At 55.0% G+C, this 20672-nt stretch carries 20 protein-coding genes and 1 tRNA gene; 4 read left to right on the top strand and 17 right to left on the bottom strand.

What is annotated here, in order from left to right:
* Positions 1-4 precede the first annotated feature (4 nt).
* Entirely contained in the window at positions 5-775 is a 771-nt protein-coding gene (locus ACR0BU_RS11170) for an HpcH/HpaI aldolase family protein (RefSeq protein WP_480737503.1), read from the bottom strand.
* Positions 776-791: 16 nt separating this feature from the next.
* Positions 792-2216, bottom strand: coding sequence for a pyridoxal phosphate-dependent decarboxylase family protein (locus ACR0BU_RS11165; RefSeq protein ID WP_480737505.1), 1425 nt, complete (start codon positions 2214-2216; stop codon positions 792-794).
* 158 nt (positions 2217-2374) lie between these two features.
* Between ACR0BU_RS11165 and hpaR the strand changes: the two genes are divergently transcribed.
* Together hpaR and ACR0BU_RS11155 are read left to right on the top strand one after the other, a co-directional pair.
* Positions 2375-2809 carry a homoprotocatechuate degradation operon regulator HpaR gene (gene hpaR, locus ACR0BU_RS11160; RefSeq protein WP_298935805.1) on the top strand — a complete coding sequence of 145 codons (435 nt, stop codon included), beginning with the start codon at positions 2375-2377 and terminating at the stop codon, positions 2807-2809.
* 663 nt (positions 2810-3472) lie between these two features.
* Positions 3473-4171, top strand: a complete 699-nt coding sequence (locus tag ACR0BU_RS11155) for a fumarylacetoacetate hydrolase family protein (protein WP_480737507.1) — start codon at positions 3473-3475, stop codon at positions 4169-4171.
* Positions 4172-4174: 3 nt separating this feature from the next.
* On the opposite strand, the gene ACR0BU_RS11150 is transcribed toward ACR0BU_RS11155, so the two are convergent.
* Both ACR0BU_RS11150 and ACR0BU_RS11145 read right to left on the bottom strand, forming a co-directional pair.
* Positions 4175-5389 carry a winged helix-turn-helix domain-containing protein gene (locus tag ACR0BU_RS11150; protein ID WP_480737569.1) on the bottom strand — a complete coding sequence of 405 codons (1215 nt, stop codon included), beginning with the start codon at positions 5387-5389 and terminating at the stop codon, positions 4175-4177.
* A gap of 2 nt (positions 5390-5391) precedes the next feature.
* Positions 5392-6420 (bottom strand): LacI family DNA-binding transcriptional regulator, encoded by a 1029-nt coding sequence (locus ACR0BU_RS11145; RefSeq protein ID WP_480737509.1) that lies wholly within the window; start codon positions 6418-6420, stop codon positions 5392-5394.
* 115 nt (positions 6421-6535) lie between these two features.
* Between ACR0BU_RS11145 and ACR0BU_RS11140 the strand changes: the two genes are divergently transcribed.
* Positions 6536-6612 (top strand) — tRNA-Arg (locus ACR0BU_RS11140).
* 290 nt (positions 6613-6902) lie between these two features.
* On the opposite strand, the gene ACR0BU_RS11135 is transcribed toward ACR0BU_RS11140, so the two are convergent.
* Together ACR0BU_RS11135 and ACR0BU_RS11130 are read right to left on the bottom strand one after the other, a co-directional pair.
* Positions 6903-7721, bottom strand: coding sequence for a hypothetical protein (locus tag ACR0BU_RS11135; RefSeq protein WP_480737511.1), 819 nt, complete (start codon positions 7719-7721; stop codon positions 6903-6905).
* Between the two features lie 326 nt (positions 7722-8047).
* Entirely contained in the window at positions 8048-8455 is a 408-nt protein-coding gene (locus ACR0BU_RS11130) for a hypothetical protein (RefSeq protein ID WP_480737513.1), read from the bottom strand.
* Positions 8456-9000: 545 nt separating this feature from the next.
* Between ACR0BU_RS11130 and ACR0BU_RS11125 the strand changes: the two genes are divergently transcribed.
* Positions 9001-10032: a Hint domain-containing protein gene (locus ACR0BU_RS11125; protein ID WP_480737515.1), complete on the top strand. Its 1032-nt coding sequence runs from the start codon at positions 9001-9003 to the stop codon at positions 10030-10032.
* Positions 10033-10412: 380 nt separating this feature from the next.
* On the opposite strand, the gene ACR0BU_RS11120 is transcribed toward ACR0BU_RS11125, so the two are convergent.
* From ACR0BU_RS11120 to ACR0BU_RS11070, 11 genes are all read right to left on the bottom strand, one after another.
* Complete coding sequence (locus tag ACR0BU_RS11120; protein ID WP_480737516.1) at positions 10413-11189, bottom strand: hypothetical protein; 777 nt, start codon at positions 11187-11189, stop codon at positions 10413-10415.
* Positions 11190-11295: 106 nt separating this feature from the next.
* Entirely contained in the window at positions 11296-12498 is a 1203-nt protein-coding gene (locus tag ACR0BU_RS11115) for a hypothetical protein (protein ID WP_480737518.1), read from the bottom strand.
* A 36-nt stretch (positions 12499-12534) separates the two neighbouring features.
* On the bottom strand, positions 12535-13293 hold the full coding sequence (locus ACR0BU_RS11110; protein ID WP_480737520.1) for an FHA domain-containing protein: 759 nt from the start codon (positions 13291-13293) through the stop codon (positions 12535-12537).
* Between the two features lie 30 nt (positions 13294-13323).
* A complete protein-coding gene (locus tag ACR0BU_RS11105) occupies positions 13324-13737 on the bottom strand; it encodes a BLUF domain-containing protein (RefSeq protein ID WP_298935796.1) in 414 nt (137 codons plus the stop codon).
* The gene (locus tag ACR0BU_RS11100) at positions 13734-14234 is read right to left on the bottom strand and encodes a hypothetical protein (protein ID WP_480737522.1); all 501 of its coding nucleotides are present in this window, start codon (positions 14232-14234) and stop codon (positions 13734-13736) included. The genes ACR0BU_RS11105 and ACR0BU_RS11100 overlap by 4 nt, the downstream gene beginning before the upstream one ends.
* Positions 14235-14248: 14 nt before the next feature.
* On the bottom strand, positions 14249-14998 hold the full coding sequence (locus ACR0BU_RS11095) for a hypothetical protein (protein WP_480737523.1): 750 nt from the start codon (positions 14996-14998) through the stop codon (positions 14249-14251).
* On the bottom strand, positions 14998-15210 hold the full coding sequence (locus ACR0BU_RS11090; RefSeq protein ID WP_299081351.1) for a hypothetical protein: 213 nt from the start codon (positions 15208-15210) through the stop codon (positions 14998-15000). The genes ACR0BU_RS11095 and ACR0BU_RS11090 overlap by 1 nt, the downstream gene beginning before the upstream one ends.
* Before the next feature lie 278 nt (positions 15211-15488).
* Positions 15489-17078, bottom strand: coding sequence for a phosphate ABC transporter substrate-binding/OmpA family protein (locus ACR0BU_RS11085; protein WP_480737525.1), 1590 nt, complete (start codon positions 17076-17078; stop codon positions 15489-15491).
* 69 nt (positions 17079-17147) lie between these two features.
* The gene (locus ACR0BU_RS11080) at positions 17148-18086 is read right to left on the bottom strand and encodes a PP2C family protein-serine/threonine phosphatase (RefSeq protein WP_480737527.1); all 939 of its coding nucleotides are present in this window, start codon (positions 18084-18086) and stop codon (positions 17148-17150) included.
* The gene (locus ACR0BU_RS11075) at positions 18070-18681 is read right to left on the bottom strand and encodes an FHA domain-containing protein (RefSeq protein WP_480737529.1); all 612 of its coding nucleotides are present in this window, start codon (positions 18679-18681) and stop codon (positions 18070-18072) included. Before ACR0BU_RS11075 ends, ACR0BU_RS11080 begins: the two co-directional genes overlap by 17 nt.
* A 31-nt stretch (positions 18682-18712) precedes the next feature.
* Positions 18713-20662 carry a serine/threonine protein kinase gene (locus ACR0BU_RS11070; RefSeq protein WP_480737530.1) on the bottom strand — a complete coding sequence of 650 codons (1950 nt, stop codon included), beginning with the start codon at positions 20660-20662 and terminating at the stop codon, positions 18713-18715.
* Positions 20663-20672: the final 10 nt, after the last annotated feature.

Genomic DNA, 20672 nt, shown 5'->3' with positions numbered 1-20672 from the left:
CGCGCTATTTTGCTTTCCACTCTTTCGCTAATGCCCTTGATGCCTGTGTCAGCAGCATGACGTCGATCCCTACTGCCAGAAACTGCGCGCCCATTTCCAGATACGTTTGCGTTGCTTCTACATTGGTGCCCAGAATGCCGGGTGCCTTACCTGCGGCTTTAGTCCTGGACAGAGCGTCGGCAATCACTTCGCGCACTTCGGGGGCTTTGCTGTTGCCCTGAAATCCCATGTCCGTGGACAGGTCGGCGGGCCCGATAAAAACACCGTCAACACCGTCAACCTGAAGGATCTCGTCCAGCGCCGCTATTCCAGCGCGGTTTTCGACCTGAACCAATAGACAGATTTCCTGATCCGCCGTTTGGATATAATCACTTGTGGTCCCATACGTCGTCGCCCGCGACGCTGATGCGCCGACCCCACGCACCCCCTCTGGCGGATAGCGACAGGCGCGCACCAATTCTCGCGCCTGTTCGGCGCTTTCCACAATGGGTACCAGAATGGTCTGCGCGCCCGCATCCAGAACCATTTTTATCAACCAGGTTTCACCCACCGGTATTCGCACCACCGGATGAGACGCGCTGTTGGCCAGCGCCATCAGCTGATCCCGAATTGATCGAATGTCATTCGGCGCATGCTCACCATCAATCACCAACCAATCGAAACCTGCGGTTCCCATGATTTCGGCAGTGATGGGCTCGGCGAAACTCATCCAGCAGCCGATTTGCCGTTTTCCCTGTGTCAGAGCCTGTTTGAACGTGTTTGTCGGGGCAGCCATTGAGTGTTCTCCAGTCTTAGTCTGTCAGGGATCGGGCGATTTCTGTGATGACATCAAACGCCATCTTCACGTCCTCTTCGGTGGTTTCGAACTGTCCCGCCTGAAAGCGAATGACAAACGTGCCATCCACCCGTGTTTGCGTCAGGTAAATACGCCCGTCGTCGTTGATTGCGTTCACCAGGCGCAGGTTCAGGTCTTCCAAGTTGTACAAATCGGGGTTTTCGGTCGGTACAAAACGAAAAGTCCAAAGGGACCACATCGGAGGGGTAACTATTTCGAAATCCGGTTCGGCGGCCAGCCGGTCATGCAGATCCTTGGACCAGTTGACGTGATTTCGTAGCCTATCCCGCAGACCTTCAAGACCATAGGCTCGGATCACGAACCAAAGCTTTAGTGCACGGAAGCGACGACCCAGCGCAACAGTCCACTCTGAGTAATTGATGATCCCGTCCTTGCCGTGTGTTTTCAGGTATTCGGGGCTGATCGCCAGTGTTTGCACCAGATCATCGGGGTTTTTAAGGAAATGCGCGCAGCAATCGAACTGTATGCCCAGCCACTTATGCGGATTGAAGACGATGCTGTCCGCCTGATCGATGCCCGGCCAATAGTGCCGATATTCAGGACATATCATTGCTGATCCCGCCCATGCCGCATCCACATGGGTATACAGCCCGTGTTTTTGCGCAATCTCCAGACAGCGGTCCACCGGGTCAGTCGCCCCTGTCCCGGTTCCGCCAACGCAAAGAATGACACCTGCAGGGTGTAAACCAGAGTCTAAATCGGACTGAATCGCCTTGTCCAAGGCTTCCGGATCCATACCGCGCCAATCCCCTTTGATTGGAACGCGTACAAGGTTGTCCTGACCAATCCCGGCCACCCAAATGGCCCGGTCTATCGATGTATGGACCTCGGATGAACAGTAGATTCGGAGCGGTTTCTTCCCGAACAGACCGTGTCGATTGCCCTGCCAATCCAGCGCCTTTTCACGCATTGTCAGCACGGCGGCCAATGTGGCTGATGAGGCTGAATCCTGAATGACCCCGGCAAACCCTTCTGGCAAATCTAGCGCCTGACGCAGCCAGTCCATCATCCGCGTTTCCATTTCCGTCGCAGCGGGCGAGGTCTGCCACAACATGCATTGCGGCGCGATTGCGCTGGTCAGGAACTCGGCCAAGACTGATGGGGCCGAGGCGTTTGCGTTGAAATAGGCAAAGAACCGGGGGTGCTGCCAATGGGTGATCCCCGGCATCACAATTTTCTCAAAGTCCTGAAAGATGTCTTCCATGGGCTGCGCGTGTTCTGGCGGTGCAGCAGGCAAAGCATTGAGAACATCACCCGGTTCGGTTCGCGCCCGTACCGGTTTGTCGCCGACATTCTGATGATAGTCCTGCGTCCAATCCGCGACTTTCTTGCCCCATCCGGCGAACTCATCCCATTTCATTCTGATCCTCCCGTGCGGCACCAGACGGGCGAGCCCGGGGTGCGTATGTCTTTGAGATCAGTGATAGGTATTCAACAGGCAAGGTCAATTCCGTTTCCTAAGACTCTCAATTCCGGTGGATTGCTTGCGAACCTACTGGATTTCGGCCAAGATTCCGTATGACTGACGAACTTCCACTTACCTCTCGATCTTTGCCGATTGCTCTGCTGAGAGCACGGGAAAAGGTCATGGGTCCCATTCGCACATTGCTGAGCGATGCAGGCGTCACCGAACAGCAATGGCGCGTCTTGCGCGTTCTCAACGAAGAGGGACCGCAGGAGCCAACCCACATCGCCGAGAGGGCCTGCCTACTGCTGCCCAGCCTGACGCGCATTCTGCAAAACCTTGAGCAAAAAGACTTGATCGCCCGGCGCAACCATCCGGTGGACCGGCGCCGCCAGATTGTCGAGATCAGCAAGGGCGGTGTGGAAGTTATTCACGCAAACCTTGCTGTCAGCGTCGCACAGGCCGAGCGCATTCGAACTCAACTGGGCCCCGAAAAGCATGAATTGCTGCTGGATCTTTTGACTGAGTTGAAAGATCTGGAGACCTGACCATCGGGTCCTTGAACCCCTGATTTTGGCACCCCGCCGGAGAAGGTAGGGGGAATTCTCCGGCGGGGAGGCCAGACCCAGACTGGATTAAAATCCAGGTCCTCACTTCGAAGCAATTGCAGAACCGAAAATACGGTTCACCGAACGGCCCGAAGGATCCAGGGGGATGGACCTTGTGCCTATGCGCTCCGAAGCGGTCGTAGCCTAATGCCGACTTCTGGTGGTGCCAGCAATAGGTATCTTCGAGTCAGGGTCGTAGTGCTGTTTTGCCCTGGTAATTTTCCAAGGCGGTTGGTGTTACCGGGATATTGTGCGCAATAGGCACAATATGTCTTCAATCACTTCAATGAACGTTGGCATCTGCAATTCATGCGCAAGCCAAGCTGCAGTACCCAGAAATTCCGAACGGTTTGGACACTCTTCTTTTTGCTACCTCATGTGTCCAGCGAACCAGCTTCCGAATCCGATTGGGCTTATCGATTGGTCGCGCCTATAAAGGCGCAACGAACTGCCGCTGGGAACGATCGCTGAGATGTGGAAGAAAATTGAGCAAATTCATGCCGAAACAATCTAAGGGTGTTGGCAGAAACTGGCGTGTTCCAATCACTTGCCAGTGCAAATGCGCCTACCACGATGCGTGTTTCGCAATCAAAAGGGATCACTATGCAAGATAACCTGTTCACTCTGCCGGAACCTATAACCATCCCTGTTGACGGTGAGGCTGGTGCGTATCCGGTTGGGCGGATCTTCTGTGTCGGACGGAACTACGCAGCTCATGCGGCCGAGATGGGAAATGAGGTTGACCCAGAAGCTCCGTTTTACTTTACGAAATCTGCCGCCAATGCGGTTTTGACAGGTAAAACCGTTCCTTTCCCGCCCGGAACCGAAAATTTCCATCATGAGATGGAACTGGCCGTCGCACTCGGCAAGCCGGTGTTTCGCGCCACCAGCACCGAGGCTCTGGATGCGGTCTATGCCTATGGCTGCGCGTTGGATATGACCCGGCGTGACCTGCAAATTCGTGAGCGTAACAAGCAACGACCCTGGGATTTGGGCAAGGATGTCGAAAACAGCGCTGTTTTTGCCCCGTTGACCCGGTCAACCGCCTGGTCGCCGGATGATGACAAGCGCATCCATCTGAGCGTGAATGGAGAAATCCGGCAGGATGCAACCCTGGCAGAGTTGATCTGGAAAATTGACGAAATCATCAGCCATCTTTCAGGCTTCTACCATCTGCGGCCCGGGGATTTGATCCTGACTGGCACGCCGGCTGGCGTCGGTCCAGTGGTGGCTGGGGATGTGATCGAAGGTGGAATTGACGGGTTGGACAGTATCCGGCTGACCCTGTCCGCCGCTAACTAGAGCCTATTTAGGGTCTTTTAGCCAGTCTTTGGCGAACTCGACCCGATCCAGATTGGCAAAACGCCGAACCCGGTCCAGTTCAGACTGCAGTCTTCGGCTCCGCGCCTCTGACCAACGCACGCGGCTTTCAGGCCAAACGGCCCGTACACGCAGTTCGCCGCAGTCCCGATGCGCCTTCATGTCGATCCGTCCGATAAGTTTGTCAGCTTCCAGCAGCGGGAAGACGTAATAGCCATAAGTCCGTTTGGGCTCGGGGACAAAGACCTCGATCCTGTAGTGGAATCCAAACAGTCGTTCGGCCCGTTTGCGATCACGCAACATTGGATCAAAGGGGCTGAGAACCCTGGTCCGACCAGAAGGCGGTGTCAGCGCGGCCGTCTCGTCAAGCAACCCCGGACGGGCCATGACTTTGCGCAACCGCCCATCCACGCAGGCCATTTCAAGCTCTTCAACGGTGCCATGCTGCAAGGCTGTGGCGCACCACGCCTTGGCTTCGGCGGGACTGACCGTGTCCCAAAACGCCGCCAGTTCGCCCGATGTAGCAAACCCAAGCCGGTCCAGCGCAGCGTTGCAAAGCCAATCCACCGTCCTGTCAGCGTCGCAGGGCGTGTGACCCGGACAAAGATGCGTCTCGATCACCCGCTCGGTCAGGTCATAGCGCTTCTGAAATCCTTCGCGGCCAATGACCGTCAACGCACCTGAGCGCCACAGGAATTCCAATGCTGTTTTGGACGGGTGCCAGTCCCACCAACCGCCCGACCCTTTCTTTTCATCCTTGCCCACATCCGACGAGGAGACGGGGCCATGATCGCGGATATGTTGCAGCACGGTTTCGAATTGTTGTTCAAACCCGTCGCGTCGCCAGTTTTTCCACCTTGATTTCAACAGATCTGCGTCGCGTTGAAAGCGCAAATGCCAATGCGAATAATAGTCCATCGGAATGACGGCAGCGTCGTGTGTCCAATGTTCAAACAACGCCTTGTCGCGTTCGTACAGGTGTTTGAGGTTCTTGCTGCGATAGCTCGGCCTGCGCGAAAACAAGATCATGTCATGGGCACGGGCAACGGTGTTGATACTGTCCAACTGAACAAAGCCAAGCCGCCGGATCAGCGCAAGAAGGTCTGCGCCTTTGGCGTTCCCCGAAGGCGGCTCAGCCAGCGCATGCCGATCCATAAAAACGGCGCGGGCCGTTTGGTTGTCGATCTGTTGTAGGGCCAATGTCACCAGCGCCGTTTTAGCGTTTCACCAAAGCTGATCTTGGGTGTGAGAGTGACACGCGTTTCAATCTCGGAGTCCGGATCATCCAGCCGCGCCGAGATGATTTCGGCGGCCTTGCGCCCGATCTCCAGACGGCAGGCGTCCATCGTGGCCAGTTTGCGCGGCAGCCCTTGCAGCAGTTCCACATTATTGAACCCGGCCAATCCGATCTGACCGGGAATGTCGATGCCTTGTTCCAGCAGGTACAACAGCCCGCCAGCACCGATCATATCATTGGAGTAATACAGAAAATCCAACTCGGGTGAGCGCTCAAGCATCGTCTGTGTCATCTCGCGGCCCTTGGCCAGCGCAGAGCCGCCAGAGTAAAACTCGCGGTCTTCTATCTCAATTCCATGCTTGCCCAGCACCTCGGTGAACCCTTCGAACCGCTTGCGGGCGCGGTGATCCAACGGCATCTTGGTGCCCATGAACCCGATATGCTGATACCCGGCCTTCAGGATGGCCTGCGCCATCTCGCGCCCGGCGCGGCGATGCGAAATACCGACCATGGCGTCCACGGGCTTGCCGTCTGTGTCCATGATTTCGACCACAGGAATACCGGCCGAATCCAGCATGGCGCGCGCGGCTTCTGTGTGCTCCAGACCCGCGATGATCACGCCAGAAGGCCGCCACGAGAGCATTTCGTACAGCACTTTTTCTTCTTTTTCGGGCAGGTAGTCGGTGACGCCAACCACCGGCTGTAACTGGGTATCTTCCAGAACCTGATTAACGCCCGTCAGAACCTCGGGAAACACCATGTTTGACAGCGACGGGATGATCACCGCCACAAGATTCACCCGGCTCGAGGCTAATGCCCCGGCGATCTTGTTTGGCACATATCCCAGCTCTTTTGCGGCGGCCAAAACGCGGGTGCGGGTGGCATCTGATACATCACCCCGATTACGCAGGACCCGGCTGACCGTCATCTCGGAAACACCGGACGCCTCAGAGACATCGCGGAGGGTAAGCGGGCGTTTTGTTTCAGTGTTCACGGAGGGCACCTGCGTTGTTGTTTTGCCCGATGGTAGCGTGAACAAGGCGATCTGTACAACTGTTGTGCAAAGGCCATGACAACCCCAAAAAACCAAGGTACAGAAGGCGATGCGTGGCCCCGTGGCTCAACTGGATAGAGCAGCCCCCTCCTAAGGGGCAGGTTGCAGGTTCGAATCCTGCCGGGGTCGCCACAAAAGCAAAGAAATACAGATCGTTGTGCTTGTCTTCGCCCTGAATCTTGCGGGAAATCGTAGGATCATGGGTTTGAAACAAATCAAACGATATCTGAGCTAGGGTGATTGAATGGTTCAGCCTTTAGTTTCTTCCAGAGCCGGAAAGAACCCACACGCGCGATAGTAGTGGGGATGGTATGGCTAAGCCAACGGAAAGCAACGCTCTGGGCCTGGCAAAACCTGACATTTGAGCCAAGCCAACAGAGAAGTTTATGCGAGGGTGGGTATTCGTTTGTTTTAGGCGGTCATCAACGAGGCTGAGCGCAGAGTCTTGCCACGGCTGGTATGATAGGGGTCCTCGGATCGACATCAGTGCCACATATCCAGTCATCGATATTGACGGGGCGCAGAAGCTGCATTGGATCATCTTCGCGGTGTCGTCGGATAAGCGGCTTGCCAGATTTGCCGAAGTAGATACGAAGACCGGTTTCTATATAGTTGTTGCCGCCTTCTCTCAGTTTGCCGGATAAATACAGAGATGAAGATGGGCCGTTTTGGGTGTCGAATGCAATTTCTCCTCCGTAGAGAAGCGAACTGTCGTCGTTCTGGAAACCATATCCAAGTTGCAAGTTGGTGTTATCGGTTGGGTAATAAGATGCCAGCGTTCGAAGGAATAAGTCGGAGTCAATTACATCGCCAGCAGTAACGCCTGCTATGGCGTCCAAAGAAAACCGCCCGCGATAGATAGCCCCCTCGACTCCGCCTTGGAAGATATCAGCGTTCAGCCCGTCTTTTAAGTTTGTATAGCTTCCAACGATTCCGATTAGGCCTTTGGACGGATCGCGCCAGAAAGCGTGGAACCCAGCCCCCAACACTTCGACCTCTTCGGAGCCGCCAATGTCGAGATTTGCGGCAATCCCGTCCAGTTGAAGCCCATATCGATGACTCAACGGGACGGTATAAGAACCTGTTGCCGCATAACCGTCATTGTCTCCCAAGACCCCACTTAGTGAGAGCTTACCGTTTGCTCCGTCAACTGCGGGTAAGCTTTGGGCGGAAATGCTTCCGCAAAAGCTGACCGCCGCAATCAAACCCAAAGACAAGAGCTTACGGATCGGTGTTTGCACGGTTTGCCTCTTTAGATGAACGGCTCCCTAAGCAGGGTTTCAGCGGCAGACCAAGCGCGCAATTTAATAGTGTTGTTCCAGGTCGACTATCCCCTGGGTGTGTCTTTCGAGCGACCGCATTAGCACATCCATCAACCCTAGGGAGCAAATTCGGTTCTGATCAGCGTGAACAACTTCTTTTGCCAGGAAACCGCCACACGAAAAGAGTATCGCGAGTTAACTGGGACTGTGCGGCGGCAAGTAAATTGCGTGGTGTCCCTCGCTATAGGCGTCACGCAAGAAGCTAGAGACGCCAACAAGGGCGCGATTTATCCAGAAAGTGCAGATCAGTTCGAAGACACTTTATGATAAACGAGCGGCCTGCGGTCATCCGTTGCCTCGTAGCGGATAATCCCAGTGTTGGCGTCCAGCGTTAGGACTCTGTCCGCAACATCTGCCGGTTCCTCACCGTCGCAAAAAACACGACTGTTTTGACGAAGCATTTTTCCTTCGTCATTCAGTTTCCCTTCAGCCACAATCCAACCGCGCCCGGTCTCACACAACGAAATCACGGATGGGATTATCCTCAGTTCAAAGGTTTCAACGCTTGTGAGCGATATTGATAGGTAGTCGATTGAACCGTCGTAAACGTCCAGGCCTTTATACAAACCCGACCAATCATCTTTGTCCGCAAAAGCATGGGCCGGTAAGGCAATTGCACCCACAAGAACCACACTTAGAATTCTATATCTCATGTTGACCTCCAATGTTTGGCTAACTACTCCAAGGCGGACAGTCCTGCGAACCGGGCAAGGAACTCTTCGCTATGCCAATCAACATACCGTTCAACACGTTCGTCAACGGTTGATCTTGGGCTTATGCCCGACCTCTGCATATCTGCCAAACTTAGGGCCCCAGAGAAAATGGGCGCGCCAACAACCAGCGCGCCCTATCCTTGGGGAGGATAATGATAATCTACGCTTCGAAATACGTTGAAGCGAACTCACTTGAATAACCTCAGTATCGGTGGGTTCGGCAGTCTGGTCAGTGAAGATAATCACACTTCCAAACGTTTTTCTGGGCTGTTGGGTAACCGAACGATTTGCGGACCTTGTTAGGAGCGGTCGCCAGTTGCAGTCTTGTTTATTGAGAGTTGTCGATATTGTGAATAAATACGGACATTTGATCCGTATTCCGCATTGCGCGCTTACCTGACATTGTGAATACTCTAGAATGACGCGTTTCAAGCTTTGGACAGGCGCTGTCTCAGGCTTTCGAGGTGCAAGCTTAAAGGGTTTCCATGGTACTACGCAGTTTCTTTGCTCAGGACAGCTCGAGCTTAATCGTTACCGCCAGTTCTAACGGGTCAATCATCGGTAACCCGATAGTCAATAATTCAGATACTCCGGATGGGACCGTCTTCCAGTATTCGGCAGGTACTGGCACGACGGTTACATTGGATGACACATTTGATGTCAATGTTTTCAACGACGATGATCCAGCAAACCACGTTATCACGGATGGGGGCGGCATCGTCGGCAACGGGACGCAGGTTGAGGCAGAGTCTCAAATCATCATCCGAGCGCTTGACAGCGGCGGCAACCCGGTTGGCCCTGAAATCACCGTTTATGTGTTTTCTCAAGGTGGCGTGTTCTCGGACGTCTGGGGGTATGCAACTTCCGCGCCACTGCAAAACGGTACGTCATATGTCAAGGTCAGCGGGTCAAACATAGGCACGTCGGCCTATACAAATTTCATGGCCTGCTTTGGCGAGGGAACGTTGATAGAGACTGCGGTCGGTGACGTTCCAGTTCAGAATATTCTTCCTGGTGATGAAGTTTGGACAAAAGACCGTGGGCTACTACCTGTTCGTTGGGTCGGCACCACTGAAGTTCGGGGCTTCGGGACGTTTGCGCCAGTGGTCATAGAAGCCGGTGTGTTGGGCAACACAGGTGAACTTGTCCTGTCTCAACAGCACAGGGTGCTGATTGAATCATCAGGTGTTGAAATGTTGTTTGGCCAATCCGAGGTATTGGTCGCCGCAAAACACCTGTGTGGTCTGCCCGGAGTAAACATTCGGGAAATGGATGCGGTAAGGTACACTCATTTTATGTTCGAAGGCCACCACATAGTCAGGTCTAACGGAGCCCTGACGGAAAGCTTCTTCTTGGAGAAAAACGCGGTCAAAGCGCTATCGAGCCCACAGCGCCAGGAGATACTTTCACTTTTTCCTTCACTCAATCAAGGAACGAAAGAGTTCGGCAGCACCGTTGCAATGACAATCAATGCACAAGGAGCGTCGGTTTTGAGGAGCTATATGGCCACCCAATAACTGCCAAATGGCGCCCTTGGGGAGATTGACGAAAACCTGATGCGATCGGAGCTAACCCGACGCAGATGGTCGAGCATCTGTTTAAGCAGAAAAAGCTTTGGGAGGCATGGGAGAACACTTCTGCAATTTGCAACACAACTCCCGGCGGGCGATTTGACACTGATATGGCCAGCACCCCGAAAGTGAAAATTCTCGAACAGATACATCTCCCAGCAGCCAACCAGCCGATGGTAGGCTGTTCAGCAATGCCCTGCACCTGTGTTGTCGCCAACCTGCCCGGCGGATAAGCTATCGTCCACCTGCGTCTCAGGCGTTGCGACGATCGATCAGAGGCTATTGATGCATTGACATTAAACCGAGACAAGGTTGCTCGGCGATCTTCAAATCACATCATCAAACACTGAAATCAAGTCGATCAGGTTGCATACATCAAAGGCTATCAAGACAAGTGAGTGCTTCGATCTAACCAAACCTAAGCAAATTCCGGAATCCAACGTCTCGCTGAGGATGGTGAGTTTTTCCACTTGAAACTCGCTGTTGGGGTGAGCTTCTGACTGCAGAATTTCCGGCAGTCGATCATTTCGGAACTCTTTAAGTGCGCTCACCAGCTCGTCGGAGCCAAACTCCGCTTCTAATCGTTCCTCTTTGATTTGGAGGAATGCCAACGACACATTTCTCAGTTGGCCGCACAACGTGTTGGGATCAAAACCTCGATCCACTGACGTTTGTTCAAGCGTCTTTCGCAGCATACTCCCAGAGATTCTGCCTGAGACGCCCAACAAATCCGGTCTTGGTAAACCCGGTTTCAGGAACATCCTGGAGCTTGGTGAAGCAGCACTGGCAAAGTGTTTGATCGCAGTGGAAATCGCCAGTACGTCCTCTGGGTCTTCTGTCGCGAGTGGCTTGTCAATCCAGCAGGCAAGCGCCGGATCGTTTGACGCTGAGACCAAGATCAACCGGCGACCGGTAACCTGTAGTTCGAGTGTTTTGTCCTCGATAAGAAATTGCAAGGTTGTTCCCAATACCGCCACATCAATCTGCTGGATTATTGTCGCAAATGGATCCGCCGGATCAAACGTGAGTCGCCCGCTCTCAATCTGGAAAACTGAATCAGCCAGCTCTGAAAGCTGGGATTGCAATGCGCCCGGCTGGGACATCAGGAAACTCCGGTCATGATTTCTTCGTTAGAATTGTATCTATCGACGCCTACTATTCGTGGGCCGCTTGCGTTCAGAGTGCGACGGGTTTTGAATGCTGGATGGTTCATCGGGAATCTACCATAAGGAGCTGTCGTTTTAGCTGGATCGCCGCCAAAACGGCATCGATACCATTCGCCTCATTTGCTTCGATCCGAAACAGTTCAACTAAGTCGCTCAACTCGTGCAACATCGGTGTGGCAACCTCTAGTCTGCGATCATCCTGCCAAGCCGCCAGGTCGCCCTCGATTTCCGAGACAACCTGCGCCATTTCCGTCAGCACATCGGAGACATCTATTGATTCACCTTCATGAGCAGGTCGCCCCAGGTGCGAAAGCTTGTCGATGGCAGATTGGATGCAGAGTGAAAAAGGAACGCACGATGCTGTATCTGTGTTTTGATAGTCAGATGCGATGCTATCCAATGAGTCTTCCAAAGACTGGCACATACGCTGGTCCAGATTGCCAGAGCTGTGATCCGGGATGCTATTCAGAAAGATCTTAGTCTGATCTGCTGCATGCCGGCGGGCCTGGTCTATGTCGCTGCGCAGGATTGACAGCAACTTGTGCCCGCCGGACGCCCTGAACAGTGCCTTGTCTAAACATGCGCCCGCCCGTGCGCGCGCAGCGTCTTCTGTAGACAGTTGGACAACGTCCATGAACACGGACCTAGACGCCGATTGCGAATGATCGGTAGGTTTGCCATTTCGAAGCAACACCAGCAGCGAGTGGTCCTTTGTTTTGTTGGGCATCCTGTCCCACAGCGCCTGTTCGGCTGCGTCGAAATCATCAGTGAACCAGATTGCGATATCCGTCTGCGGCACCAGCCAGTCCATCGTGGCTTCAAATTCCTCTGTTTGCGGCGGCAGTGTTTTCGCGAGGATTGAGATCTTGGTCAACGCTGGCAATGGCAGCGTCAGATGCGCTGACCGCAGGCCATCGGCTGCAATCTTTGCCAGGTCGAACGGTGGTTTGTGGATGTGTTCGGTTCCAACAGATGTTTCAACTGACATCAGTTCGGTTTCGGAGTACGACAGTTGCAGGACATCGCTGAAATCGTTCGGCGGAAGCAAACTCTGACCAAGCAGAAAGTTCAGCAACTGCGCCTTTCTAACCTTTGACGGGCTCAGGATCGAGATCCGGGCGGGGCGGGTTAGCTCTGCCAATAACTCGGTGGCGCGCGCAGTTATTTCGGGGCTGAACTGCCATTGCGACAACATTGCCCGAAGCCGCGCCTGCAAATCCAGCGGTGGTCGGGGTACGTGTGTCATCGCCGTGTTTTTCCCCGCAACTGCCGCTGGCGGCTCTCACAGGGTATCAAACACGTCGTCATCGTCATTTTCCCTAGCCCAGTTGAAAGAGTCGCCACACAGCGCTTTGAACAACATCTTGGTCTCACCAATAGAGATGTGATCACCGTCATTCAGTTGCTCGTTCGAGATGATCGGCTTGCCTTGCAGGCGTACCAAATTGGTCTTGCCGCCGTGACCAAGCAAAAACATCTGTTGCTCTGGGTCAAAGGCGATAGCCGCATGATTGTCGCGTGAAATCGCCATATCCCCGAAATCAAGGCAAACGGTCTGGTCAGGATTCCGGCCGATATTTGACAGGCCGGAATACAACGTAAAGGCATGGCCGTATCCGGGCCCGTCAATGATGACCAACCAGCCAACGGGCAACGCGGCGTTGTCCGAGGCTGGTTGGTCTTCGGCGCTGAACAGGTCGCGCGTTGAGCTGTCCGATCTGTCGAACCCGACCAGCCTTGTGCGCATGTCGCGCAGGTTCTGGCTAACCGGGCTGGACGGGTTCAAAAGGGCCTCTGTCATCTGTGTGGCCGGTGTCACGGGGCTATCCAGCTCGTCGCTGACGGCCTGAGGGGTAGCTGAACAACCGGCTCCGTCGGGCAAACTGTTGGACGAAATCGGATACTGGCCCAGGGTCTGGATTGCCTGATCCGCGTCGGCATTATCGTCAACGGGTGTTTCGAACGGTGCGGGTCCCCTGGGCAATTCCTGACTGGAATTGCCCTTTTGACGACGGTTGACCAGATGATCTAACATACTCATTCGCAACACCTTTCCAGATCAAACCAGTGTTTACACCAGCTCGGTCGAGACATCCTGGAGGAAGTCCAGAAGGCTGTCGGCGCTGACCGCTTCCGGGTTCACCGTGTTCGACGGGAAGTACCGAAGGAAGATGCCGCGTGTTTCGCCTTCCATGCCTTCGTGATGGCCCATGGACCAGGTTGGGAAGATCCGCTCTCGCACGTCCTGGCACGAGATCAGAATGATGTTCAGGTGACGCTGGTCAGCAGCAATGCGGTGATAGATCGAGCTGACTTCGGCCCGGCCCCCTTCGAGAACCTGAAGGAAGTAGTTGCCGTTGAAGTGCAGCATGCCGGTGACGTTCATCGCCGAGTTGTTGCGCTTACAGATTTCAAGCAATTCGCCCATATTGAGGCTCATGGATGGGTTTCGCTGGCTGTAGTAAATCAGACGTGTGAGGTTCATTTTTCCACTCCGTTAAGAAACAAGTTGTCATGTGACGCAGAAGCATTGGCCGGAACTGGGTCGATGGGCCGCGTCTGGTTTCGGTTTTTCGAGGCTGCCTTGAATGGCACAGTGCCTTGTGCGATCGCGCGTGCAGGGCTGCGGTCGATGGCATCATGGCGACGGCGTTCCGCGCCGGATCCGAACCGACCATTTTCCCGAAGCGCGCCGCGTTTTCTTTGACGTTCACGCTCCATTTCCTGTTGAAGGCGTCTCAGATCGCCGCGGGCCTGATGCATCCTGCGGTTCGCAGTCAAAAGCTCCTGCTGATAGGCTTCTTCAAGCTTAGTGCGGAACTTCAACACGCCTGCCCTACTGGACCGATGCAGCGCGAACATCAGGATCACAAAGGTGCCCAGCATCAGATAGTCGGGCAAAGGTGCCTCGAACGTCTGGATGTCTGCCAGAACGGCCCTGGCTGGGACTTCCAGGTTGGCAAGTTGTTCAAATATGTCCATGGCGTTTGCCTCCGTTACTGAACGACGAATTCGATTGATTGATCCGACACGCCTGCCAGCTGGACACCACTTTCAGAATACGCGCTGTCCACCACGGCCAGGTGCAAAGTCCACGTCTCCAGGTTCCAACGCACGCGCAGATCAGCGATTCCGGTGCCAGCCAGTTCAAGACTGCCGGCGATCTGAAGACCCGCTTGGCTACAGTCCAACGTGGACTGAACCAATCGAGACACGTCTTGTTGACGGCTGTCCCAGTCGGATGCGGTTTGAGTGACGTAGTGCAACGCGGCAACCCGAGACTGAATCATCTGGATGCAGTAGGGAGCAGCGGGATTGATACTGGCCACCACCTGAACCGGTTCTTCCGAAACCGGTTGAGCAGGCGGCTCTGTCTTCGCAATCACATCTGGCAGCAAATCCATATCGGTGGCGGAGGGGGTAGCCGCCGTTTCAGTCACTGTCTCAGGGTTTAAGGGGGGGTTTTCTACAGTGTTGTGCGGCCGTTGCTTCGGCCTTTTCGGGGTTTCCAAGCTGGTGGTAACAGCTTCGCCGTGCAACGCGTCAAATGCCGTGCTCAGCGCAGTATTGGCTGGCATGACACCCACTGAAACAATTGCCGCAACAGTCAACAAACCGGTCGCGACGATCATCGAAGGCGCTCGGCCTCTTTTGGCCTCGGCCGTCTCGGCGAGTCGATTGGCACGAGCCAACGGCAACCCGGCACGCTTGCCTGGCGCTCCGTCCATTTGACGCTTCTTAGCCATCACGATTTCCTCTGAAATCTGAATAGAACAGCGCCGTTGTTCGCGGCGAGTTTCTTCACCTCAACATTCACGCCTGCGGCGACTTCGGTTAGCATCTGTTCGTTGTCGATCAGCGAAACAGGGGAATTGTCGTCAGACAAAATCAGGTCCAGCCCAAGTTCGACAACCATCTGCTGCAAAACGCCTTGGAGGCGATGAGAATAAAGGATCATTTTCAGTGTTTCCGGTTGCTTCCTATTTGATACGAATTTGACAGCCGATAGTGTTCAAATTGAGAAAAAGGAAAGGCATCTATCAACTAAAGAGAGGTTTTATTATGTTTTTCTTAATTTTAGAGATGAGTTCAACTTAATTGGCGTATGCCCAAGGCTGGATTTCTGGATCGCAATCTTAAGTCTGCCCGATCCGTGTGATGGAAAAAAACCGGGCCTTGGGCCCGGTTTCGATTAGTCAACGGCGGAGTCTGCCCGAGGGTATTTATCGGAGGCGATTAGCCCTGCACGCTGCCTTCGATCCAGATTTCAACGCGGCGGTTCTTAAGACGCCCTTCGCCAGTCGAATTGCATGCCGCCGGCGCGATCTCACCATATCCGGTTGTGGAAATTTCAATATGAGCCAATTGCCCGACAGCCTCGGCTTTGAGACGATTCAGTAACCGCTCGGCCCGGCGCTGCGACAGGCGGCGGTTGCTATCATACGTGCCGATATCATCGCTGAACCCAACCAGTTTGACCTTGGTACCGCTTGGTTGTTCTGTCAGGAATTCGATCAGCCGGGCCAGTTCGGAAATGCTGCGCTCATCTAAGCGGGACGAACCCGAGCGGAAATGAAAAGTGCTGGACAGGCGGTCATGTTTGGAAGCCGTTTCCAGCATTCCGTCGATGATGCTTTTTTCATAGGCCTTGTTCTCGACTGTTTGAGCATAGCTTTTAAGCAATCCGGGCATGTGCTGCGGCAGTCGGCCAATGTTCAGGCTTGTGAAACCCGCGACCGATATGGCGTCCTCTGCTTCGCGCGAAGTTGCAAAATCCAGCAGACCCTGGGCCAGCTCGTTTTCCATATCGCCGCGGCTATACAGGTAGACCCGACGGACAAACGGATATTCTTCGGTTTTAGTGTAGAATTCATTCGGTACCGTCATCGCACCGCAGGAATCGATAATGTTCAGTGGGTTGGTATCACGCTGGACGCCAAACGGCAGAAAGCTGATCGCGCCTTTGTTTTCGGTTACATACGAGGCTGCTGCGACATCCGATGTGACGGTTTTGACATCAGCAAAAGTGACCCCTGTGTCATCAAACAGCACGGTTTCGAATATCTCGCGCGATGGGGTCATACCAGAGCGTCCGATGGGTTCAATGGGCATATCCGGCCCGTTCAGTTCTTTCCAGTTAGAGATGTTTCCCAGAAATACCTCGCGTAGCTGGTCCATCCCGATTTCCGAAACCGGATTGTCCGGGTGGGTCACGATTGCGATGCTTTCGAGCGCCAACAGATGTTCCTGCTCATCCGACTTCATATTGCCAGCCCCAAGCGCGGCAAGCGCACGCGCTTCATCCGGAAGGATGCGGCGGGAGGACATGCTGATCTCTGCCTCGTTTCGGGCCAGCGCCTCGAATGCTTCTGCTGGTTTGGCGGACGCCATCAGGACCTGCCCAACTTCTTCTCCCAGTCCCTGCGCGCTCCCAAGGTCGGCCAGCTTGTCAGGGCTGTTCGGCAGGGGCTGGAACTTGACCTCTCCGCCGGATTGCGATGCATAGCCAGAAAGCAACAGCGGCATGAGTTCGGCACCGATCGAGTCCGAGCCGGTAATCCGCAAGCTGACGTCGGATGTATCAGCAGACGGGCACGCCTCGCCCTTGCAGGTAACACGCGATGCACTGACCCGCATTTGGCCAATCACCGTGTCGATCACAAAATGGCCGTCGACGAATTCCACAAATTCTCCGGCCAGCCGAAGCGAGCCATCGGGCGCGACAAGGTCGACCTGCCCAGACACGGCCGTTGTCGGCACGGCACCAGCGCAGGCGATCGCAATGGCACTCGCAAAGCTTTTTCTTAGCTTGAGGGTATCCTTCATTGTCAGGTCTCCGTCTTTATTGTTTCGATTGCGCGGGTTGCGCGGCGTTTTCTGGTTCTCCGGCGCATGTCAGAGCGACATGGCCTGATTGATGATGTCCGGCGCGTCTTCGATATCTGGAATCAGCGCGGCCAAAAGCGCGTCGTCTTCAGCCGAACGCGGCGCGGCCTTTGCTCTCTGGTTGGTAGATTTCGGTGCGCTTATCGGGACCTGCGCAGGAGTAGTGTCGAACTGAAGGACAATAACTGAGACATTGTCCTGTTCGGGCGCGTCTGCTGCCTCAACAGCTGATAGCAGGCGCTGCAAGACTTCGGACGCACCACGTTTGGTTTTTTCGCGGGCCAACCTGCAGATATCTTCATCAGTCAGCGTTTGTAGCCCATCGCTTGCCAGGATAAGCGTATCGTTGTCTTCCAGAGCGATTGGATTGTCCGGGCAATCGATGCGCTGAATTTTCTGCCCCAGCACGGCGGAGGTCAGGCAATTGCGGTCTGGATGCGTTGCGGCGATTTCGGCGCTCAGCTGGCCCGAAGCGACCATGGCGTCAATTTGTGGCGCCATCGAGTGATCTTCGTTCAAGCGCGTGATTTCGCCCTTGCGGATCAGATAGAGCGGTGAATCCCCGATCGACAGCCAGAACAGCTTTCTGTCAACGACAATCGTGGCAATCAGGGTCGCGCCCATTCCATTACATTCGGAGTTGATATTAATGAAGTCCGACATGGCGTCATTTGCTTCGCCCACCGCATCTCTCAGCAGGGCAGGGATGTTCGCCACGTCCGATTGCAGATCTTTGCGGCGCATCTTCAAGGCTGCAAAGACCTGGCTCACAACAATGGAGCTTGCCATGTCACCCGAGACATGCGCGCCCATACCATCGGCAAGCACGCCAATGCCAAAGCTCTCGCCCTGCGGAAAGTCAGCGACCAGGCAGTCTTCCTGATAGTCGCGCGCGCCCACATCAATGCCAGTTGCCACGTTGAAACAAGGTTTATTGGTCGACCGCATTGCCGTTGTCCTTTTGGTCAGTAGTGTCCCAGCGGAAAGCGGAGTCACACAACGCCTTGAAAACCAGTTTGGTTTCGCCGACCTGAATTTCGGCACCGCTTTCGATTGATACAGTTTCGGTGACGGGCGATCCGTTCAGCCGCACCAAATTGGCCTTGCCACCATGGCCCAGAAAAAACTCATTGGTGCTGGGGTCATAGACAATGGCCGCGTGATTATTGCGCGAGATCGCCCTATCACCGAAATCCAGGCAGACGGATTGATCCTCGCCGCGCCCGATGGTCGACAGGCCCGCCGCCAAAGCGAAGCACTGGCCTTGCCCCGGTTCGGTTGCCACAACCAGCCAACCCACCGGAATGAAACTTGTTTTCGAGCTATCGGCGGTCCGATCCGGCTCTCGCACTAGGTCGCTGCTGTCAAACCCGATCAGCCGCGTTTTTTCGGCGTTTACCTGAGGGCGCGACACAATCGCGGGCGAGGGCATCGACACCGTCGAAAAGGCAATGGGCGGAACCGAGACCGGCTTGAGGGGCTCGGGTGCTATGGCTTGGCTGGGGTTCCGGCTGCGCGCTCTGGGTCTTTTGAAAAATCGCATGTGGATTACACCGCTGGCTTGCTGCTTGGGGTCATGATGAGGCCCCTGTTTCGATGCTTTCGACCCACATGGTGCCCGCGCGGCTGACCGCAAGCTGCGCCTGGCTTTGGCCGGATGTGATCTTCTCGGCCAGCAATCGCGCCATAGTCGCGCCATCTGAGATTCGCTCGTTTGTGCCAACCATGGCCACAATTGTATCGCCCGCCTTCAGGCCGCTATTGGTGTCCGGTGCCACATCGATGACCGTTGTCAGCCACACCGACCCGTCGAATTGCGTCTGAAAACGAAACCCGTTCCGGAGATCGGTGATATAGATGATCGGGGCCGTGACCTGAGTGTACATGCGTGTGCCGGCACCCGGGTTTTCGGCGACCACACGAAAGCTGATTTGCTTGCCGTCACTTTGCTTTGCAAGCTGGCGCAGCGTGTCCTCAAGATCATTCACCTGAGCACCATCGACTTCGACAATCCGCTCACCGGATGACAGACGATTTGAAAAGCTGTCGTTCACGCTTACGATCACGTTTTCGCTGTTTGAGCGGAAGGGCAGATCAAGCGCCCACGAGGCGACCACTTCGCCATCGACATAAGAGTCGACAAAAGCCTCAAGTGCGGGGGTCGTTACAACATCAAGCCCGGCGGAGGTGTCCACGGTCTCTTCGCTCGCAACCGTTGCAATCTGTGCGGCCAGATCATTGGGCGTATCAGCTGCGGGCACCTCGGATGATTCCGGATCGGCTGTCGAAACTTGCGCCTCTTCCTGCGCAGCGATTGCCGGCGCGGCAGTCTCGGCAGCCGCCACAGTCTCCACTTGCGATGGGCTTGTTTCAAAAATGGCACTGGTCGCCCGGCTGATGCGCGGGTTGTCCAATGTCAGATATGCCACCCCACCAACGATGCAGGCCGCAATTGCAATGGCCGAAACGCGGCCAAGCAGGTTTGACGATTTCGAGGCTACCTTGACCCGCTTGGACGGCCTGGCGGAGATCCGGTGTGAGACGCGTTTGGGCTTGCGGCTGATGGATGGAACCTGCTTGGAGGCACGTTTGGCGCGCGATTTGACCGGCGTTTCCATCATGATCGACCATTCCGCCGCTGACGTGACCCGGTCTTTCGGCAAGATCGCCATAGCCTTGTCAATCGCTGAGCAGAATGCCTCATCATAGTCGGACGTCATCTTCCCAAGTGGGATGTAAGGGTCCGGTTCTTTGGCGACATGAGAGGCGATCCGGAGCTGACTGTCAGGCGGCAACTGGCCGGTGATCGCATGATAGAAGCTGGCAGCAACCGAATACAGATCGCTGCTGGGGCCCTGTTCACTGCCCGCGATATAGAACTCCTGAGGAGAGTAGCCGTCCTTGACGACGCGCAATGCAGACAAGGCCCGCGTGGCCTTGGTGGCCTGCTCGCGCGCTGCGCCGAAATCGATCAGAACCGGCGTCAGTTCATCCGTGATGATAATGTTGTCGGGCGAGATATCGCGGTGCAGCATCCCTGCGGAATGCACGAACCCGATGGCATCCAGAACCTTGCGCAGGACGGCTTTGACCTGATCGGGCCGCAGCAGAACCACCTTTTGTTCGATGATGGCCAGCAGGTCATGACCTTTCACAAAATCGATGGCCATGTAGGCGGTGTTGTTTTCCTCAAAAACCTGGTGAACACCGACGATATAGGGATGTTCAAGCTTGGCCAGCGCGCGGGCCTCTTGCGAGAAAAGTCGGACAATTGATCGCAGCTCGCCCACATGGGATTCGGACCGGGCCTTGATCTGCTGTCCGTTGCGGCGGCAGAAAGACTGGGGAAAGCACTCTTTGATGACGATCTGCCGATCCAGACTGTCTGTCGCCAGATACGTAATCCCAAACCCGCCAGAATTTAAGTAACGTATGATCTTGTATTGGCCCCGCATAAGCGTGGTGCCGGGTTCAAGCTCATCTACATATTTCTGACTGTCGTGCTGCCGCGCGTCATCAACCATGCCTCACCTC

It is taken from the genome of Ruegeria sp. CK2, from assembly GCF_056536585.1.
This window is presented reverse-complemented; position numbering and strand designations above follow the sequence as displayed.

What these genes read in the sequence shown, in the direction of transcription:
- ACR0BU_RS11170 (WP_480737503.1), bottom strand. Translation starts at nt 775, where the DNA reads ATGGCTGCCCCGACAAACACGTTCAAACAGGCTCTGACACAGGGAAAA.
- ACR0BU_RS11165 (WP_480737505.1), bottom strand. Translation starts at nt 2,216, where the DNA reads ATGAAATGGGATGAGTTCGCCGGATGGGGCAAGAAAGTCGCGGATTGG.
- hpaR (WP_298935805.1), top strand. Translation starts at nt 2,375, where the DNA reads ATGACTGACGAACTTCCACTTACCTCTCGATCTTTGCCGATTGCTCTG.
- ACR0BU_RS11155 (WP_480737507.1), top strand. Translation starts at nt 3,473, where the DNA reads ATGCAAGATAACCTGTTCACTCTGCCGGAACCTATAACCATCCCTGTT.
- ACR0BU_RS11130 (WP_480737513.1), bottom strand. Translation starts at nt 8,455, where the DNA reads ATGAGATATAGAATTCTAAGTGTGGTTCTTGTGGGTGCAATTGCCTTA.
- ACR0BU_RS11125 (WP_480737515.1), top strand. Translation starts at nt 9,001, where the DNA reads ATGGTACTACGCAGTTTCTTTGCTCAGGACAGCTCGAGCTTAATCGTT.
- ACR0BU_RS11120 (WP_480737516.1), bottom strand. Translation starts at nt 11,189, where the DNA reads ATGTCCCAGCCGGGCGCATTGCAATCCCAGCTTTCAGAGCTGGCTGAT.
- ACR0BU_RS11115 (WP_480737518.1), bottom strand. Translation starts at nt 12,498, where the DNA reads ATGACACACGTACCCCGACCACCGCTGGATTTGCAGGCGCGGCTTCGG.
- ACR0BU_RS11110 (WP_480737520.1), bottom strand. Translation starts at nt 13,293, where the DNA reads ATGAGTATGTTAGATCATCTGGTCAACCGTCGTCAAAAGGGCAATTCC.
- ACR0BU_RS11105 (WP_298935796.1), bottom strand. Translation starts at nt 13,737, where the DNA reads ATGAACCTCACACGTCTGATTTACTACAGCCAGCGAAACCCATCCATG.
- ACR0BU_RS11100 (WP_480737522.1), bottom strand. Translation starts at nt 14,234, where the DNA reads ATGGACATATTTGAACAACTTGCCAACCTGGAAGTCCCAGCCAGGGCC.
- ACR0BU_RS11095 (WP_480737523.1), bottom strand. Translation starts at nt 14,998, where the DNA reads ATGGCTAAGAAGCGTCAAATGGACGGAGCGCCAGGCAAGCGTGCCGGG.
- ACR0BU_RS11090 (WP_299081351.1), bottom strand. Translation starts at nt 15,210, where the DNA reads ATGATCCTTTATTCTCATCGCCTCCAAGGCGTTTTGCAGCAGATGGTT.
- ACR0BU_RS11085 (WP_480737525.1), bottom strand. Translation starts at nt 17,078, where the DNA reads ATGAAGGATACCCTCAAGCTAAGAAAAAGCTTTGCGAGTGCCATTGCG.
- ACR0BU_RS11080 (WP_480737527.1), bottom strand. Translation starts at nt 18,086, where the DNA reads ATGCGGTCGACCAATAAACCTTGTTTCAACGTGGCAACTGGCATTGAT.
- ACR0BU_RS11075 (WP_480737529.1), bottom strand. Translation starts at nt 18,681, where the DNA reads ATGCGATTTTTCAAAAGACCCAGAGCGCGCAGCCGGAACCCCAGCCAA.
- ACR0BU_RS11070 (WP_480737530.1), bottom strand. Translation starts at nt 20,662, where the DNA reads ATGGTTGATGACGCGCGGCAGCACGACAGTCAGAAATATGTAGATGAG.